The sequence below is a fragment of the Bacteroidia bacterium genome (assembly GCA_026932145.1).
Classification (GTDB): Bacteria; Bacteroidota; Bacteroidia; order J057; family JAIXKT01; genus JAIXKT01.
In genome coordinates, this window is sequence record JAIXKT010000019.1 from 1 (window position 1) to 16800 (window position 16800).

At 48.9% G+C, this 16800-nt stretch carries 11 protein-coding genes; 3 read left to right on the plus strand and 8 right to left on the minus strand.

What is annotated here, in order from left to right; translation table 11 throughout:
* The 4 genes from LC115_04955 to LC115_04970 all read right to left on the minus strand — a co-directional run.
* Positions 1-1475: hypothetical protein (locus tag LC115_04955; GenBank protein MCZ2356030.1), on the minus strand; the 1475-nt coding region annotated here is incomplete at its 3' end.
* Between the two features lie 3020 nt (positions 1476-4495).
* A complete protein-coding gene (locus LC115_04960; GenBank protein ID MCZ2356031.1) occupies positions 4496-4663 on the minus strand; it encodes a DUF4295 domain-containing protein in 168 nt (55 codons plus the stop codon).
* Positions 4664-4672: 9 nt separating this feature from the next.
* Positions 4673-4858, minus strand: coding sequence for a 50S ribosomal protein L33 (gene rpmG, locus LC115_04965; protein ID MCZ2356032.1), 186 nt, complete (start codon positions 4856-4858; stop codon positions 4673-4675).
* Positions 4859-4923: 65 nt separating this feature from the next.
* Positions 4924-6351, minus strand: a complete 1428-nt coding sequence (locus LC115_04970; GenBank protein ID MCZ2356033.1) for a Mur ligase domain-containing protein — start codon at positions 6349-6351, stop codon at positions 4924-4926.
* 76 nt (positions 6352-6427) lie between these two features.
* Here LC115_04970 and LC115_04975 point away from each other — a divergent pair, with 76 nt between their 5' ends.
* A complete protein-coding gene (locus tag LC115_04975) occupies positions 6428-8260 on the plus strand; it encodes a tetratricopeptide repeat protein (GenBank protein ID MCZ2356034.1) in 1833 nt (610 codons plus the stop codon).
* Between the two features lie 71 nt (positions 8261-8331).
* On the plus strand, positions 8332-9174 hold the full coding sequence (locus tag LC115_04980) for an MBL fold metallo-hydrolase (protein MCZ2356035.1): 843 nt from the start codon (positions 8332-8334) through the stop codon (positions 9172-9174).
* Positions 9175-9189: 15 nt separating this feature from the next.
* On the opposite strand, the gene LC115_04985 is transcribed toward LC115_04980, so the two are convergent.
* A complete protein-coding gene (locus LC115_04985) occupies positions 9190-9648 on the minus strand; it encodes a hypothetical protein (protein MCZ2356036.1) in 459 nt (152 codons plus the stop codon).
* 297 nt (positions 9649-9945) lie between these two features.
* On the opposite strand from LC115_04985, the gene LC115_04990 reads away from it, so the two are divergent.
* Entirely contained in the window at positions 9946-11895 is a 1950-nt protein-coding gene (locus tag LC115_04990) for a hypothetical protein (protein MCZ2356037.1), read from the plus strand.
* A 134-nt stretch (positions 11896-12029) separates the two neighbouring features.
* Here the strand turns inward: LC115_04990 and LC115_04995 are convergent, their stop codons facing one another.
* From LC115_04995 to LC115_05005, 3 genes are all read right to left on the minus strand, one after another.
* Positions 12030-13934 carry a T9SS type A sorting domain-containing protein gene (locus LC115_04995; protein MCZ2356038.1) on the minus strand — a complete coding sequence of 635 codons (1905 nt, stop codon included), beginning with the start codon at positions 13932-13934 and terminating at the stop codon, positions 12030-12032.
* Positions 13935-14062: 128 nt separating this feature from the next.
* Positions 14063-15424, minus strand: coding sequence for a 2-oxo acid dehydrogenase subunit E2 (locus LC115_05000; GenBank protein ID MCZ2356039.1), 1362 nt, complete (start codon positions 15422-15424; stop codon positions 14063-14065).
* A gap of 58 nt (positions 15425-15482) precedes the next feature.
* Complete coding sequence (locus tag LC115_05005) at positions 15483-16751, minus strand: competence/damage-inducible protein A (protein ID MCZ2356040.1); 1269 nt, start codon at positions 16749-16751, stop codon at positions 15483-15485.
* Positions 16752-16800 lie beyond the last annotated feature (49 nt).

Below are 16800 nucleotides of genomic sequence, written 5' to 3' on the forward strand. Positions count from 1 at the left end.
ACCGTTGTCCAGGTGGAACCTCCATTCGTACTGCGCTCCCACTGATAAGTATAAGAGCCTGTTCCCCCAGTCATCACTGTTCCAGTGAACCCGGCAGGAGTAGTGCCGCTCAGGATGGTCTGGCTGCTCGTAATCACATTCGGACCCAGTACCTGCAGTACAACCGGAGTAGTAGTGGCAGAAATCGTGATGTTGTCAATAGACTGAGTTACAGTATAAACACCTCCGGCAGCCAAAGTAGCATTCGGAATGGTCGGATACTGACCTGTACCAGTATAGCCATTCGGGCCAACCCAGCTGTAAGTACCACCCGGATTGCTCGGATTGGCGGACAGGTTCAGCGTCTGGCCTTCGTAAATCGGACCGTTGTTGCTGGCCGTGATGGTGTAAGCCAAAGACAATACGGAAATATTACCAGAGGTGCTGGCAGTACAGGAAGCCGAACTCACCACCCGACGGAAATAAGTAGTTGCGGAGATGGTCCCTGCCTGATAGTTGGTGGCCGTTGCTCCGGATACAACCGTCCAGGTGGAACCAGCATTCGTGCTTTGCTGCCAGGAATAGGAATAACTACCATTCCCACCGCTCGGAGTAGCACCTGTAAATTGAGCAGGAGTGCCCCCAGATAATATGGACTGGGAGGATCCTATGGTATTGTTGCCAATCGCGCCCTGAATTGTAACCGTGGTGGTCGTCGTGATGGTTACCGCATTCAAAGTAACACTTAAGGAATATACGCCGGCCATGGAAGGAGTAACGGAACTTCTCGTTGGGCTCTGAGTTGAACTGGTGTACCCTCCGGGACCTTGCCATAAGAAAGTTGCTCCTGAGAGATTCTGGGTACTCAACTGCAAGGTATTTCCTTGGCAGACTGGACCATTGTTGGAGGCTGTATTAGGAATAACTACAGGTAATACTGAGATATTGGAAGATGTACTTGCTGTACAGGAAGCCGAACTCACCACCCGACGGAAATAGGTAGTGGCGGAGATGGCCCCTGCCTGATAGTTGATGGCCGTAGCTCCGGATACAACCGTCCAGGTGGAACCGGCATTGGTACTCTGCTGCCAGGAATAAGTATAACTACCATTCCCACCGCTTGGCGTAGCGCCTGTAAATTGAGCAGGCGTATTGCCGGATAATATAGACTGAGAGTTTCCTATCGTATTGTTGCCAATCGCGCCCTGAATTGTAACCGTGGTGGTCGTCGTGATGGTTACCGCATTCAAAGTAACACTTAAGGAATATACGCCGGCCATGGAAGGAGTAACGGAACTTCTCGTTGGGCTCTGAGTTGAACTGGTGTACCCTCCGGGACCTTGCCATAAGAAAGTTGCTCCTGAGAGATTCTGGGTACTCAACTGCAAGGTATTTCCTTGGCAGACTGGACCATTGTTGGAGGCTGTATTAGGAATAACTACAGGTAATACTGAGATATTGGAAGATGTACTTGCTGTACAGGAAGCCGAACTCACCACCCGACGGAAATAGGTAGTGGCGGAGATGGCCCCTGCCTGATAGTTGATGGCCGTAGCTCCGGATACAACCGTCCAGGTGGAACCAGCATTCGTGCTTTGCTGCCAGGAATAAGTATAACTACCATCCCCACCGCTTGGAGTAGCGCCTGTAAATTGCGACGGCGTATTGCCGGACAAAATGGACTGGGAGGATCCTATCGTATTGTTGCCAATAGTTCCGTAAACGGTGACGGTGGTGGTTAATACTTTGGTGGCCCCAAATCGGGTAATCGTGAGCGTATATACCCCGGACATTGCAGGGGTCGTGGATGAACGGGTGGGATTTCTGGTCGAACTGGTAAACCCGCCGGGACCCTGCCATAAAAAGGTCGCACTCGACAAGGTTTCAGTTGAGAGTTGAAAATCGGTACCCTGACAAACAGGACTTGTGTTAGAAGCAGTGTTCGGAATGCTGACAGGGTTTACATGAATATTAGCAGAGGTACTGGCAGTACAAGTAGTTGAACTAACCACCCGGCGAAAATAGGTAGTAGTGGTAACAGCACCATTCTGAAAATCCCTTGAATTGGCGCCAGAAATATTGGTCCAGGTGGCACCTGTATTGGTACTTCGTTGCCATGAGTAGGTATAATTACCATCACCACCAGAGGGGGTTGATCCAACAAAAAGGGAAGGACTATCACCAGAGGGAATGGTCTGAGCCGAAGCAATTGTGTTATTGCCTATGTTTCCATAAACTGTAACATTTGTTGTCACAATTTTGGTTGCGCCATTGAGTGTTACAGAAAGGGTATACACACCGGACATAGCGGGTGTGGAGGATGAACGGGTTGGGTTCCGACTGGAACTGGTGTACCCATTGGGCCCATTCCAAAAGAAACTGGCACCCGATAAACTTTCTGTACTTAGCTGAAAGCTTGCCCCCTGACAAACCGGACCTGTATTGGTGGCCACATTGGGAATCACAACCGGAAAAACGGAAATAGTATTTGAAGTGCTCGTCGGAAGGTTACCTGAAGTAACCCGCCTTCTGTAGTATCTTGTGGCCGTTAAGGTTCCTTCCTGGTAGTCTTCATTGGTGGCACCGGAAATATTGGACCAGCCAGTTCCTCCATCGGTACTCACCTGCCATTGAATGGTAAAGGTTCCATAGCCCCCCTGAGGGGCAGGACTATCAAACAGCTGAGGAGCAGTCCCAGAAACAATGGACTGTGAAGCCTCTATCACATTATTGATGGGAGGAATCACCGGGCTGACAAAGATCCCCCCCTCTGTACCTACCTGAAGCGAGAAAAAACGATCATCATTCTCTCCTTCGCTATTATAGGTGGTACCAGCATAAACGGAAAAGCTATGAACAGAAGAAATGTATTCCGCAATAAATGAAGCGGTATTATCAAAGGTGATCCCGTTAAGCGAGCTCGTTCTACCCAAGAACTGGGTAAATCCGTTTTGCCCCCTCCAATTGTTTGTAACCACCAACTGAGTGCCATTATCTACAGAGTAAGTTGAGAAATTATTCAGAGTCCAATACTCCCTCTTTGAGCTACTATTGCCATCAATATCCACGCCGGTGATATAAAAATTCATGGCGTAAACACTGTCGTTATTCTGATCCCAGAAGGAGAATGTAAAGCGAACATACCCTCCGGAATTATTATTGTTCCCGATGATTGGATTAAATCGCTCAGGATATCCATTCTGAACATCCTCATCCACCACCAGACCGGATGCGGCCGTGTTCACCATGGAATCAATCCTCAATAACGCATGAACAGTGGTTCCACCCTGTGAGAACACATTATTGTATCGGAAAACAGATCCGGGTGACCTTCCTGAACTTCCATTGTCAACAACCAAGGTGCGATTAGCTGTACGAAATTCAAAATCCACACCGTTCAGATTAAGGTACACCTGTCCATAACTGTAATTGCTAGCCAGCAGCAGCAAAAAAATGAATGCGGCTTGAAAGAACCTGTGAATATTGAATCTGGCAATTATCCTTTGGTAGTTAGCTACCATTGGTTGGAGAGATAAAGTTGAGTTATACTGTTTCATAACCTTGGGAGTAACTGAGTTGAGTTTCATTCTATAACCGTACTGAATTTTCATTACAATCATTTTCATTTTGACCCAAAGGCATAAATCCTTACACAAACTGAAACCAATGATTTGGCCCAATCTCAAATAAAACATCCAAAAAAGGCTAAGCACATTCTAAGCGCTTATTTCGTAAGTCTGTGCAAGGGATTTTTCCCTCTTTCGTTTTGATTTACTCTACAAAACTACAAAATCACTCAGTTTGTTTTCCACACAAGGATTAATTCTACAGGCTCTGGAAGGCGTATAAATAATTCAAATAGTGTAATTTACCATAAAATGCACCCTTCTTCTTCCAATTGAGCAACCTGGTCTTTTTCGTTAAAAATTGTATATTTAATTGATTAATAACATATTATCAAATAAAAAAGGATATTATTCATATTTCAAATTAAAATTAACCCTATTTGTTTAACCACTACCCCTCGATTTCCCCCTCGAATTTATTCTATATTTTTTCGGAAAAAACTTTAAAAAAAAGTAAACATCCACTCAGATTTTCATGGATTTTGCCAGTTCTGCTGATTGAAATTGTTTCCTAACTTATTCTGGCACACCACGGGTCTGCATTCTGAACCCCATCATTCAGTAAAATACCCCACCGTTTTTTTACCCAAAATGGCCCATAAAAAGTCAGACATTTTCTCCTTCTGTTACCTGAGCCAAATCGACTCATTTTGCTTCAATTTTGTCTTTTGGTATCCGAATATTATTGACTGGAAAACACAATAAAGGAAAATCCAATCACGCTTCGAATGCCAGAACTAAGGGAAACAATTGGGTAAAAAATCCCTTCACTATGAAAGAATCTCCCCTAAAACTCATGCGACACCCAAAGGCATCCCAATTCTATACAAAACAAAAAAAGCTGCCCATTAAGGACAGCTTTTCAATATCAATCTTCGGAAAAAGGACGATTAACGATCCAGTTTACCAGCAATCAAATCCGCCACCTGATCAGAGGGAACGATGTCTTCCTTGAAGGAATACGCACCGGATTTATCATTCTTGATGGCGCGAATCACTTTGGTCAAAGCGGCCTGCTTGGATTTATCTTTCAGGGTTGCAACTACTTTCTTTGCCATGGTCTGTTATTATTTAATTTCTTTATGAACCGTTACTTTTCTCAGGATAGGATTGTATTTTTTCAATTCAATCCTTTCCGGAGTGTTTTTTCTGTTTTTTGTGGTGATATAACGGGAAGTGCCGGGCTGGCCGGACTCTTTATGCTCGGTACACTCGAGAATCACCTGGATGCGATTGCCTTTACTCTTTGCCATTTCTCAGAATAGTTAAATCAGGAACGCAAAAGTAATACTTTCCCGTAAATCTGCCAAGAAAAATATCAGGATTTTGATTTCCCCCCGTTTTTTTGTCCAATCTGCATCAGATCCAGATTCCCAAAATTACCCGATGACATCATCAAAAACACATTCCGTATGCCTTTGAGCACGCCCAGGGTCTTGATTAACTCCTCTTTTGTGGTCACAAACTGAATGTCCTTGTCCTCAAAAGCCTGAATAATTTCTTCCCGGGTAATGGGCAGCATGTTTTTCATTTTGAGGGTATGCTCGTTCACAAAAACGATTTTTTTCCGAATCAGCTTCAGGGTTTTGCGATACTGGCGCAGGAATTCCTTGTTCAGACTGCTGAAAGTATGCAACTCCAGGCAGGCAATCACATTTTTCTTGTCGTAAAACTCCGCCACTGCAGCAACCGAGGCTTTCACCTTACTCGGAGAGTGGGCAAAGTCCTTGATCACCACTGTATTTTCATCTTCATACACCTTTTGCAGGCGGTAAGCGGCCCCACGGAAATTGGCCATGTGGTGTAAAAAAGAAGGAGCATCCATGGCCAGGAGTTTCATCACCTGCCAGGCTGCAGAGAGATTGGAGTAGTTATGTCGCCCAATCAGGGGAAGGTTTGCCTTGTGGCCCTCGATTTTCACCTCGTATGCCAGGCCTTTTTTCCGCATGGGTGGCGTAGTGTAGGGATACAGGTAATGTAACTCGGGCCGGGTATTGCGGCGGACCAGATTCCGCACGGCAGGATCTTCCTCGTTGTAAATCACCATTCCCGCTTTATCCAGATTGCGCAACAACAAGGCAAACTGATCTACATACTGAGCCTCTGTGGGAAATACATTAATATGATCCCAGGCGATTCCGCTCAGCACCACCAGATGTGGCTGATAGACCAGGAATTTCGGCACCTTCTGAATGGGCGCAGCCAGATATTCATCCCCTTCCACAATAATGGTGGGGGCATCTTCGGAAAGACGCACCATGGTATCAAAACCTTCCACCTGAGCCCCTACAAGATAATCGAATTTGCGCCCGGCAGCCCGCATGGCATGCATAATCATGGAGGTAATGGTTGTTTTGCCATGACTGCCACAAATCACAATCCGGTGTTTATTTACCGAATGCTCGTATATAAACTGTGGGTAGGAGACAGCCTTTATTTTCAACTCGGCAGTCCGAAGTAATTCCGGATTATCCTCCCGGGCATGCATCCCCACAATAACGATGTCAATATCCGGGGTAATTTTTTCCGGAAACCACCCAAAGGATGCCGGAAGAATACCAGCCTTTTCCAGACGACTCCGGGAAGGCTCGAATATCTCATCATCCGAGCCGGTCACCTGGTGGCCCATTTGATGCAATGCAAGCGCCAGATTATGCATGGCACTTCCCCCTATGGCAATCAGATGAATTCGCATTCTCAGTTTGTCTATGCAAACATAGGCTAAATTTCCCAGAAATGCTTTCATATATAACACAGAGTGTATTTATGCCAAAGCGCACCCGGTCGTGCATCACACCTTTTCTTCGTAATTTTCACTCCCGATGAAAAAAGCTTCTGACCGGAATCCTGCTACAGCCACCACCCGGAATGCACCATACTCCATCTGGCAACACACCTGGTTTCAAATGCTCCTGCTCGCTGCCATTACTTTTTTCACCTGGCAGGGCGCACTGAAGAACGGACTCACCAACTGGGACGATGACGGCTACCTTACCAAAAACGAATTGCTTTCTCTCCCCTTTCCTTCGGCCAAAGCGCATTTTTCTGAATTTGTCATGGGGAACTACCACCCCCTGACTACCCTGAGCCTGCATGCCGATTCATTGTGGGGAAAAGACCGGGTCTATTCCTGGCATCTCACCAGTCTGGTGCTGCATATACTGAATTCCCTGATGATGTTCCTTTTTCTCCGGCAGGCTCCGGGCGGAATCAGGCCTTTTGCGTTTCTTTTCGCTGCCCTGTTTGCCCTTCACCCCCTGAAAGTGGAAAGTGTGGCCTGGGTGAGTGAGCGTAAAGATGTGCTGTACAGCTTTTTCTTCCTGTCCGCCCTATGGGTGCAGAGCCTGTGGCTGAATAAACGGATATCCATCAACCTGTATGCTGGTTTGGTTGTGCCCCTTTTCCTGCTTTCCGCCTTATCCAAAGGAATGGCCGTAACCCTTGGCCCCCTGATGATTCTGAACATCTGGTTATGGGGAAAAATAAGTGACCGAAAAGAATGGGTGGTTCCGGGAATCATTTTTCTCCTCTCGCTCGGAGTTGGTGTCGTGGCGATTCTTGCCCAGCAGTCCTCCGATTCCATTAAAGGAATGGATCAGGCCGCCCTTTTCCTCCGGCCGGTCTATGCCCTCTTTGCCCTGGCTGCCTATACGGGCAAAACCATTTTACCCATCCGGCTTTCCTGCTTTTACCCCTACCCTCCCCCGTCAGACTGGTTACTGTGGCTGGGTGCCGGGCTAACCCTTGCTGGATTATTGCTGGTTTGGATCCGGAGAAAAAACCTGCCTGCTCCTGCCTGGTGGGGCTTGTTGTTTTTCCTCATTTCCCTGGCTCCGGTACTGCAACTGCTGCCTGTAGGAGAAGCGCTGTATGCCGACCGATATATGTACCTGGCCTTGACCGGGCTGGTGGTTTTTGGGGTGTTTCTGATTCCGGAAAAATGGAGATCAGCCCAAACGATTACCCTTGCCGGACTGGTGCTGGCCGGAGGTTTTGCTTATGCCACCGCCACACGCATACCGGTCTGGAAGGACAGTCTGACCCTGTGGAATAATATGATTTCCGTGTACCCTACCGGGTATTTTGTGGCCTATAACAACCGGGCCATTACCCTGCACGATCAGAAGCGGTATGCGGAGGCTTTAACCGATTTTGATCAGGCCCTGAAAATGTATCCTCAGTACCAGGAGGCTCTGTATAACCGGGGAACCTCCCTGGCAGCCATGGGAAATGCCGAAGCAGCGGTGCGGGATTTCACAGCAAGCCTGCAGCTGAAACCTGATTTTTACCTGGCCTGGTACAACCGGGGAAACTCCTATGCCACAATGGGCAAACTGGAGGAGGCCGAAGCAGATTACCGGGAGGCGGTGCGGCTCAAACCTGATTATGCCGAAGCCTGGACCAATCTGGGGAATATTTACGGAATGACCCGCCAGCCCGAGAAGGCCAATACTGCATTTACCCGGGCTATTGAACTGGATGCACGGAATGCGCAGGCCTTCAACAACCGGGCACTGTCCAGAGTAGCACTGGGCGATACCGCCGGGGCGAGACAGGATTTTTCAAGTGCCATCCGCCTGCACGAGGAAAGAGGAGATGCACAGGCGGCAGAGGAGACCCGAAAAAACCGGGCGTTAATGCTACCCGGTAATTAATTGTCCGGAGACGCTCCGGACTGGTAGCCCACGCAATTGCCTCGTGTGCCCCCTTTTTGTAACATTGCAGTATGAAACTTCACAGCATCGAAACAGGCAGATTCAAACTGGACGGAGGCGCCATGTTTGGCGTGGTGCCCAAACTCCTCTGGAACAAAACCAATCCGGCCGACGAAAACAACCGGATTGATATGGCCGCCCGCTGCCTGCTGATTGAAGCCGACCAGCACCTGATACTCATTGACAATGGAATCGGCAATAAATACGATGCAAAATTTGCCTCCAATTATGCAATAGACCAGGATACCACCCTTCAAAAATCCCTGAATACCCTTGGGTATTCCACTGATGACATTACCGACATGGTGCTCACGCATCTCCATTTTGATCATTGCGGGGGTTCCACCCAATGGAAAGAACCGGGGGTTAAGGCAGAACCGGTTTTCCGAAATGCCCGATACCATGTCCAAAAAAGTCACCTGCACTGGGCCCAAAATCCCAACCCAAGAGAAAAAGCATCTTTCCTGAAAGACAATATCGAACCGCTGACAGCCTCCGGGCAACTCAACCTGCTGGAGGGCGAATCCCAGTTGTTTCCTTTTTTGAAATTGAGGGTGGTCAACGGGCATACAGAAGCCCAGCAATTACCCCAGATTACCTATAAAGGCAGGGAAATCCTTTTTGCAGCCGACCTGTTTCCAACCACCGGCCACCTGCCCCTTCCCTATGTGATGGGTTATGATGTGCGGCCCCTCCTGACTTTGGAAGAAAGAGCAGTGTTCCTGCACCAGGCAGTGGCAGAAGGATTGGTTATTTTCTATGAGCACGATCCGGTGAATGAACTTTCCACTGTCATTCAGAATGAAAGAGGTGCATTTGGGCCGGGTGACATTTTCAAACTGTCCGACTTGTAGGACTCTTATTCGGGTTTATTTCCCGATACCCAATTCCGTTAATTCCATTTCCTCCCGGAAAACCTGCTTTCCCCTTCGACCCTGCCAGACAATGGTGGCAGATTTTACTTTCCCCAAAGTGGTATCGTAAAAGTCCCAGGTAGAAATGCGGTGTTTTTTACCCTCAAAATAGGCGTTCCGAACTTCGCTTTTAATCACAAAACATCGGTGGCTACCAAATTCCGTACTGATGAGCGTATCGGTCTTGACCACACTATGCCGGTATTTTTGTCCCGCCTGACGGGATTCCCACCAAAGTCCTTTGTACAGGATTGCGGGAATCAGCAGGTAATTCCATTCCGGACCAGAATACCATTTATACTCCCCCTTTTGGGAAACAGCCTGATAATAGTATCCTTTCTGAGGCAGGGGGCCCACTTCAGAATAAGTATTAAACCGGAACCAGCGGCTGTTACCATATACAGTATCCTCCACAATTTCCTGGTAAAAATGAATTTTCACGGGATAAAAGGATGTATCCATCGGGCGAATGCGTATTCCGGTGAAAGTCTGGCGATAACCTTTACTGTAGGGAAACCGGACTGCCCAAAGGGTATCGCGTTGGGCAGAGAGGGTTTGAGTCCCCCCCGGAATCAGGAGGAAGAGGAAAAATGACCGAATGAAAAGGCCTGGATTACGAGCAAAAGGGGTAAAAATCCACATGTGCCGACAAAACTACAAAATACCCCACGCGGGAGGAGTACACCATCCAATTCGGGTTTCATTCGTTTAATGCTTAATTTCAAAACCATGCATCCATTTCTTCCGGCACACCGGATACTTTGGCTTTTGTCGCTTTGCCTGTGGGCGGTTCAGGTAGCTGTCCCGGGAAAAGGGCTGGCGCAAAACCCGTCATTTCAATTTCACCAGGGAAGAATTCCTCCAGTGGATTCCTCCAAAGGAAACAATTTACCTGCCTTTGATACCCTTCGGGTCTTGTATGTGTTTGTCCGATTCCGGGATGGGGAGGAGCCTGATTCCGGGATTCCGGACTGGCCCGTTTCCCGAAAAAAAGCACCGGATTATGCCCGAAACTGGTTGGCCGCCAATCCTGCCCAGATGCCGGATTTTAGTATTTCCAATTATTTCCGGGAGGCCTCTCTCGGTAGGTTTATTTTTTACGGAGATATTTACCCCGACATCATCGTGCTGGATTCCGCTATTCAGTGGTATCACACCAAAGGAGGGTATGCGGCAACCACTCAGGAAATCATCCGGAAAATGAATGCCTCCGGAAAGGTGGACTGGAAAAAGTATGACAATTGGGGAAGGGAGGCCGGGAAATGGCAGAAAAAAGCGGACCGGATGGTGGATCATATGGGAATTATTTTCCGAACCACGCCTCCGGCCATTGACCCGAAGTGTGCCTGGCTGGGATCGGGAGGGGGCATAGCCGGATTGCAGGGAGGAGTGGAGTGGGTTCGGGATTCCCTGTTTGTGCATGGGGGTGGTTTAATGTCGGGATTGATTGTAAATGGAGGGGGTACAGGTGACCCGGCCGAAACCATGAAAACCCTGAAACATGAAACGGCTCACTTTCTGACTCTGCATCACTACTCAGCCACGAATGACCGCACGGGAGGCCCCGACCTGGGTACACATGGGGGATGGGGACTGGCATCGGCGAGTGGCAGCAGTTCAATTGCCGTGAACAGTTGGGACAGATACTGGCTGGGCTGGGCATATCCCAACCTGGACATTCAACCGGATAGTTTGCCGTCGGCTGTCATTACGCTGGGAGATTTCGTCACCACCGGGGCGGCAGTTCGCATTGCGCTCCCCTACACCCAGGAGGAATGGTTCTGGCTGGAATATCATGCCAACCGGGGAAAATTTGACCAGGTGGACAAGGGAGGTCCGGCGTTGTTCATTCTGCATCAGACAGGAAAAACCGGACCCCATCATCTGGATGTGGAGGAGGCAGATGGCAGGTATGATTACAGTGCGTTGGAGCAAACCGATACCCGATGCTGTGGTCGGCACTGGAAACTGGCGCGAAAAAATGCAAATCCACTCCTGGGCTATGGAGATCGGGATGTATTGCATCTGGACAAAGACGGAAACCGAAAGCTGGACCGAACGGATCTTTCCGGAGTGCCGGTGTTTATGGTCGATACGGACGGGGAAGCTGAGATTATTCATTATCTCGGGGATGGGGGCGATGGGTTCCGGGCAGAATATGGGCGAAATAAGTTTGGAATCGCCACCAACCCATCCACTGCCAGCAATGGCAATCGGTTAAGAGACCTGGTCAGTCGCATAAATGGAATCGAAATTCAGGTCCTGGGTCAAACGGATAGCACGATTACGCTGTCGTATCGGTCGGATCGTTTTGGGATTAGTCAGAGTGTGCGGTGGTCGGGGAATATTGAAATTCGGGACAGTGTGATTCTGGAAAAGGGGAAGCAGCTGACTGTTTGTTCGTCTGAAACCTTTGTACGGATGCAGGACACCTTTCCGGGTGGGCATCTGGTGTTAAAGAAAGGCAGCAGGCTGGTATTAAAAGGCGGAAGTCGCTTATGGATTCAGGACAGGTGTTCGCTCACGCTGGAGGCTGGAGCGAGTTTAATTTTGGAAAAGGATGCCAGAATTATGGTACAAAAGGGGGGGCGCTTGAATTATGAGCCCGGCCAGATAATCCTGACGGATAAAAGGAGCCGGTTGCTAGATCTGAACAAATAAAATTCCGGAGAGGCTCCGGACAAAAATTCCGGAGAAGCTCCGGACAAAAATTCCGGAGAAACTCCGGACAAAATCACCCCAATCAAAAAGGCCACCTTCGCAGGTGGCCTTTTTGATTTACGAAACAACCAGGCTTAGTGAGCCACAGTCATTTTACGCGTCATTTTACCATTTCCGGATTTCAATGTGTAGAAATAGATACCGGAAGCGTAGTTAGTCAAATCAAGATCCAAAGAATGAGTACCGGAATTCAGGCTTTCCAAAGACCGGGTTTCAACAACCTGGCCATGAATATTGGAAACAGAGAACTCAGCATTTCCGCCAGTGGCCAGTTCAAACTCAATGCGGGTAGTGTTGGCAGCGGGGTTCGGATAGTTCTGACCCAGACCCGAAACATTGCCATTTACCTGAGCATCATTAGAAACGCGGTAGCTGGAAGTAATCAGACGAATAACAGGATCCTCAGTGGAACGGCTACGATGAGAAGCCCAGTTTCCAAACAGAACTTCATAAGAACGGTAAGAGAAGGGAGGCTGAAGGTCCGTAACCAGGTAGGTAGAGTCACCACCCTGAACGAAAGAAACATAAACACCTTCACCGGCATTCAGCTGAATAGCAGGAGTAACCGGAACAGGAACCCGAACAACGGCGTTGGCAGGAAGATTGGCAGCAGCAATGGTTACAGTACCCAAATTGGTACCAGCACCGGGAGCGCCATCATTCTTGTACATGTTGATGGTGAAATCACTGGGTACAGAGGTAGTGATCACAAACATTTCAACGGAATCAATCTGAGAACCGTAAAGGGGTGGCTCGAAATAAATACCGATACCATTACCGCTTCCGAAACCGGAAATGCTGTGCAGGGTCTGATCGAATGTATCGACAAAACGGTCGTAGGACAACTTAACGCTGGCCTGGGCAAGGTCCACAACATTCATTTCGGTTTCAGCACGGTTGTTTCCAGTGGTGGCATCGCCCGTAAGGGAAAGCTGACCTCTGAGGAAGAAAGAACCAGTAGCAGTGGGCGTGTAAGTGCTGGACTGAGAAACCTGAACTTCCTGACCTACTGCCAGACCTGCTGTATAGGTAGTGTTCAGAGTAGAGCCGGTAACCGGAGTAAGGCTTCCGGCCGGAAACACAGAAGTAGTACACTGTACAGTACCGGAGATGGCCTGATTACCCACATTCTTCACAATGGTCATCGGGGTCATGGGAGAATTCAGAGCAGCAAAAATTCCACCATTTTCAGAATTGAAGTTGGCATCAGCCTGAACATCGGTTACCTGATAGGTCACTGTGGCAGGATAGTAGAATTTAACAGCTGTGTTCGGAGTAGGATAGGTATTGTTTGAAACCTGAAGACCAATTTGTCCGGTTACATTCTCAATACCTACCACCAACGGATTGGTTACACCATCGTATCCATCATCCCATACACCATTCTGAGCTTTGTACTGGAAGGTGATGGAGGAATCAGCTTTGGACAGGATTACCTGGAAGGTATTGGTTCCTGCGTAAGCAGAATTGGAATAGAAAGGAACACTTTCGTAAGTGATGACAAAGCTATCCTGTGCAGCACTGGTGTACAGGTACACACGACCGGGATTACCGGGAGCTACCTGGCCAACTGAATCTGCAAAGTTCAGGTCACACATCATCGGAGCGAGGAAGTGATTCTGATTAATGGGGAAAGCGGTGGGAATACCGGGGAAACCGATGGAGGTGGAAGCGATATTGGCGATGGAAGAAAAGCCAATATAGCCATTGGAACCAATCCATACCTGAGTGGCGTCCAGCCAGTAGTAAGGGAAATTAAAGCCAATTGCAAAAGGACCCACTACATTGTCATCGGCAAGGCCGGTAACAGTAACGGTGTTGGGCAAGCCGGCAATTTCAACCCAATTGTACGCTGGGCCGTTGGGGTCATTGCTGTTTCTCCAGACATAGCCGTAGGTATCCGGACCACCGCTGGTTTGTGCCATTACCCGTACCCCAAGCATAACTGCAAGAGTGAGGAAGGATAAAACTTTTTTCATGATAATGATTGTTGTTTGAAATGATTGATGTGAAGCCAAAGTTAATAAAATAACCCGTCAATTCCACTACCAGGATGGGAATAATCCGAAAATATCCCGGACAAATGGATTGTCAGATTACGCAATAATTATACTTCCCGGTTCAAATCCCAGGACTCCAGGTAATCGGCTACTTTGCGAACAAAGGTTCCGCCCAGCATGCCATCTACCACCCGGTGATCGTAAGAGTGAGACAGGAACATAAACTGACGGATACCGATGGTGTCTCCCGCTGGAGTTTCAATAACCGCAGGTTTTTTTCGGATGGCCCCGGCTGCCATAATGGCCACCTGAGGCTGTAAAATGACCGGGGTACCCATCACATTCCCAAAGGTACCCACATTGGTCAGCGTATAAGTGCCATCCGACAAATCATCGGGACTAAGTTTGTTAATCCGTGCCCGGTTGGCAAAATCGTTCACCGCTGCCGCCAGACCCGTCAGGTTCAGGCGATCGGCATTTTTGATTACCGGTACAATCAGATTTCCGGAGGGAAGGGCAACTGCCATTCCGATATTGATATTTTTCTTGTAGAGGATATTGGTACCCTCAACAGAGATGTTGATATTGGGCAATTCCCGGATGGCTTTCACCAGTGCCTCCATAATCATGGGGGTGAAGGTGAGTTTTTCTCCGTATTTCTTCTCAAACTCTTTTTTGTTACGCTCCCGCCAGAGCACGAGGTTGGTCACATCCGCCTCTACGAAGGAAGTAACATGAGGAGAAACATGCTTGGAATAGACCATATTCTCGGCAATAATCTTGCGCATACGGTCCATCTCCACAATCTCCATTTCCCCGGAGAAACTATAGGATTTAGGCTTGATTTCAATGAGGTTACCTCCACTGGAGGAGGCCGGAGCAGATACCGGTTTGGAGGCCGATGCTGGTGCGGCTACTGGAATAGCAGCTGGTGCAGGCGCAGCGCCTCTGCTTTGAATATATGCCAGAATATCTTTCTTGGTTACCCGGCCTTCAGATCCTGTTCCCGGTACTCGGTCCAGTTCGTCCATGGATATTTTTTCCTCCCGGGCTATATTCAATACCAGGGGAGAATAAAATCTTCCGGATGCAGGCTTATCCAAAATAGCGACGGCCTGTGCCACTTGCTGCTCGACAGCCTGAACCGCAGCAGGAACCGCAGCCCCGTTCGAGGAAGGCACAACAGCGGCAGGAGCAGGCGCAGCAACAGTAGCACCGCCAGCGGCATCAGCAGTTTCAATCAGTGCGATTACGGTACCAACCGCTACGGTCTGACCTTCTTCTGCCAGTAACTGAGTGATTTTTCCACCAACCGGAGCTGGCACTTCAGAATCTACCTTGTCGGTAGCGATTTCGAGTACAGACTCGTCCTGATCGATTGCATCCCCAACTTTCTTATTCCACTTGAGGATGGTGCCTTCCATGATACTTTCGCCCATTTTGGGCATAACCATTTCTACAATTGCCATGTTCGTATTCGGTTGCTGCGATTAATGTGTCATTTCCGGAATGACGCCCAAAATTACATTAATTAGCGGCATCCCCCAAGATGCCCAAGTGTTTTTTGCGTAACAGCAGTAAAGCCGCCAGGGTGGCCCGCTGGATGTTCCGACTCCGGTTTTGCTCAAAAAGGAAAGGAAATGCCTCGGTTTTCCCCTCTGATGCCACCCCAATCCATACCGTTCCGACGGGTTTGGTTTCACTCCCCCCGTCCGGACCGGCAATTCCCGTTACCGAAACAGCATAATCACTCTCACATAATTTCCGCACTCCGGCTGCCATTTCCATGGCTGTTTCTCTGGATACTGCCCCATGCGCCTGCAGGGTTGCGGGAAGAACTCCCAGCAGCGCCATTTTGACCTCATTGGAATACGACACCACGCTCCCCTTCAGTACGGCTGAAATACCGGGCACCTGCACCAGACGGGCGCTGATGGCACCACCTGTACAACTCTCGGCAAAGGCAATTGTTTTTCCCCCTGCCTTCAGCAATTGGAAAATCTCTTCCTCCAGGGTTTCCTGATCCCGTGCATATACCTCCGGCCCGATAATCCGGGCTGCCCGCTCTGCCTGGTCCTGTAAGAATTGCTCTGCCACTGCCTGGTTTTCCCTGAGTGAGGAAAGGGTCAGTTTCACCTTCACAAGACCGGGTTCAGGTAAATAAGCTATCTGAATGCCTTCGGGCAACTGCTCTTCAAATGACTTCAATTGAAGCGCCAGCTCTGACTCTGGAATGCCTCCGGTGTGCAGGATCTTTTCCAGTACTACGGGCGTCTCAAAACGCTGCTGTAAAAGGGGCAAAACCTGCTGATCCATCAGGGCTTTCATTTCATAGGGTACACCGGGCAGGGAAATCACGATTTTTCCATCTTTTTCCAGCCACAAGCCCGGTGCAGTTCCCTGATAATTGGGCAAGACTCGGGCACGGGATGGCACATCTGCCTGGGTGGCATTGAGTTCATTTACGGTGCGACCCCGGGCCTCCATATACTTTCGAATGCGGGCATAGGTAGCCTCATCCCGCACCCATTCCGATCCACTCCACTGCAGCAACACTCTTTTGGTCACATCATCCCGGGTAGGCCCCAGCCCTCCGGTCATGATGACAATACTGGCGCGGGCTGTCAGGCTTTCCAGACTCTGCAAAATATCTGCTGACACATCTCCGGTTGTATGCTTGTACCGTACCTGAAATCCGCAACTTTTCAGCCGGGCAGCAATCCAGGAGGAGTTTGTATCTGTAACGGCGCCGGAAAGTAATTCCTCGCCTATGGGCAATAAGGCAACAGTAACCATGGCCTAAAAATACAGGACAGGGGCAAATGGTTCCCGTATTTGTCCGGGA

Excerpts from the sequence above, each read along its gene's own strand:
- LC115_04960 (MCZ2356031.1), bottom strand. The coding sequence starts at position 4,663 with ATGGCAAAGAAAGTAGTTGCAACCCTGAAAGATAAATCCAAGCAGGCC.
- rpmG (MCZ2356032.1), bottom strand. The coding sequence starts at position 4,858 with ATGGCAAAGAGTAAAGGCAATCGCATCCAGGTGATTCTCGAGTGTACC.
- LC115_04970 (MCZ2356033.1), bottom strand. The coding sequence starts at position 6,351 with ATGAAAGCATTTCTGGGAAATTTAGCCTATGTTTGCATAGACAAACTG.
- LC115_04975 (MCZ2356034.1), top strand. The coding sequence starts at position 6,428 with ATGAAAAAAGCTTCTGACCGGAATCCTGCTACAGCCACCACCCGGAAT.
- LC115_04980 (MCZ2356035.1), top strand. The coding sequence starts at position 8,332 with ATGAAACTTCACAGCATCGAAACAGGCAGATTCAAACTGGACGGAGGC.
- LC115_04990 (MCZ2356037.1), top strand. The coding sequence starts at position 9,946 with ATGCTTAATTTCAAAACCATGCATCCATTTCTTCCGGCACACCGGATA.
- LC115_04995 (MCZ2356038.1), bottom strand. The coding sequence starts at position 13,934 with ATGAAAAAAGTTTTATCCTTCCTCACTCTTGCAGTTATGCTTGGGGTA.
- LC115_05000 (MCZ2356039.1), bottom strand. The coding sequence starts at position 15,424 with ATGGCAATTGTAGAAATGGTTATGCCCAAAATGGGCGAAAGTATCATG.
- LC115_05005 (MCZ2356040.1), bottom strand. The coding sequence starts at position 16,751 with ATGGTTACTGTTGCCTTATTGCCCATAGGCGAGGAATTACTTTCCGGC.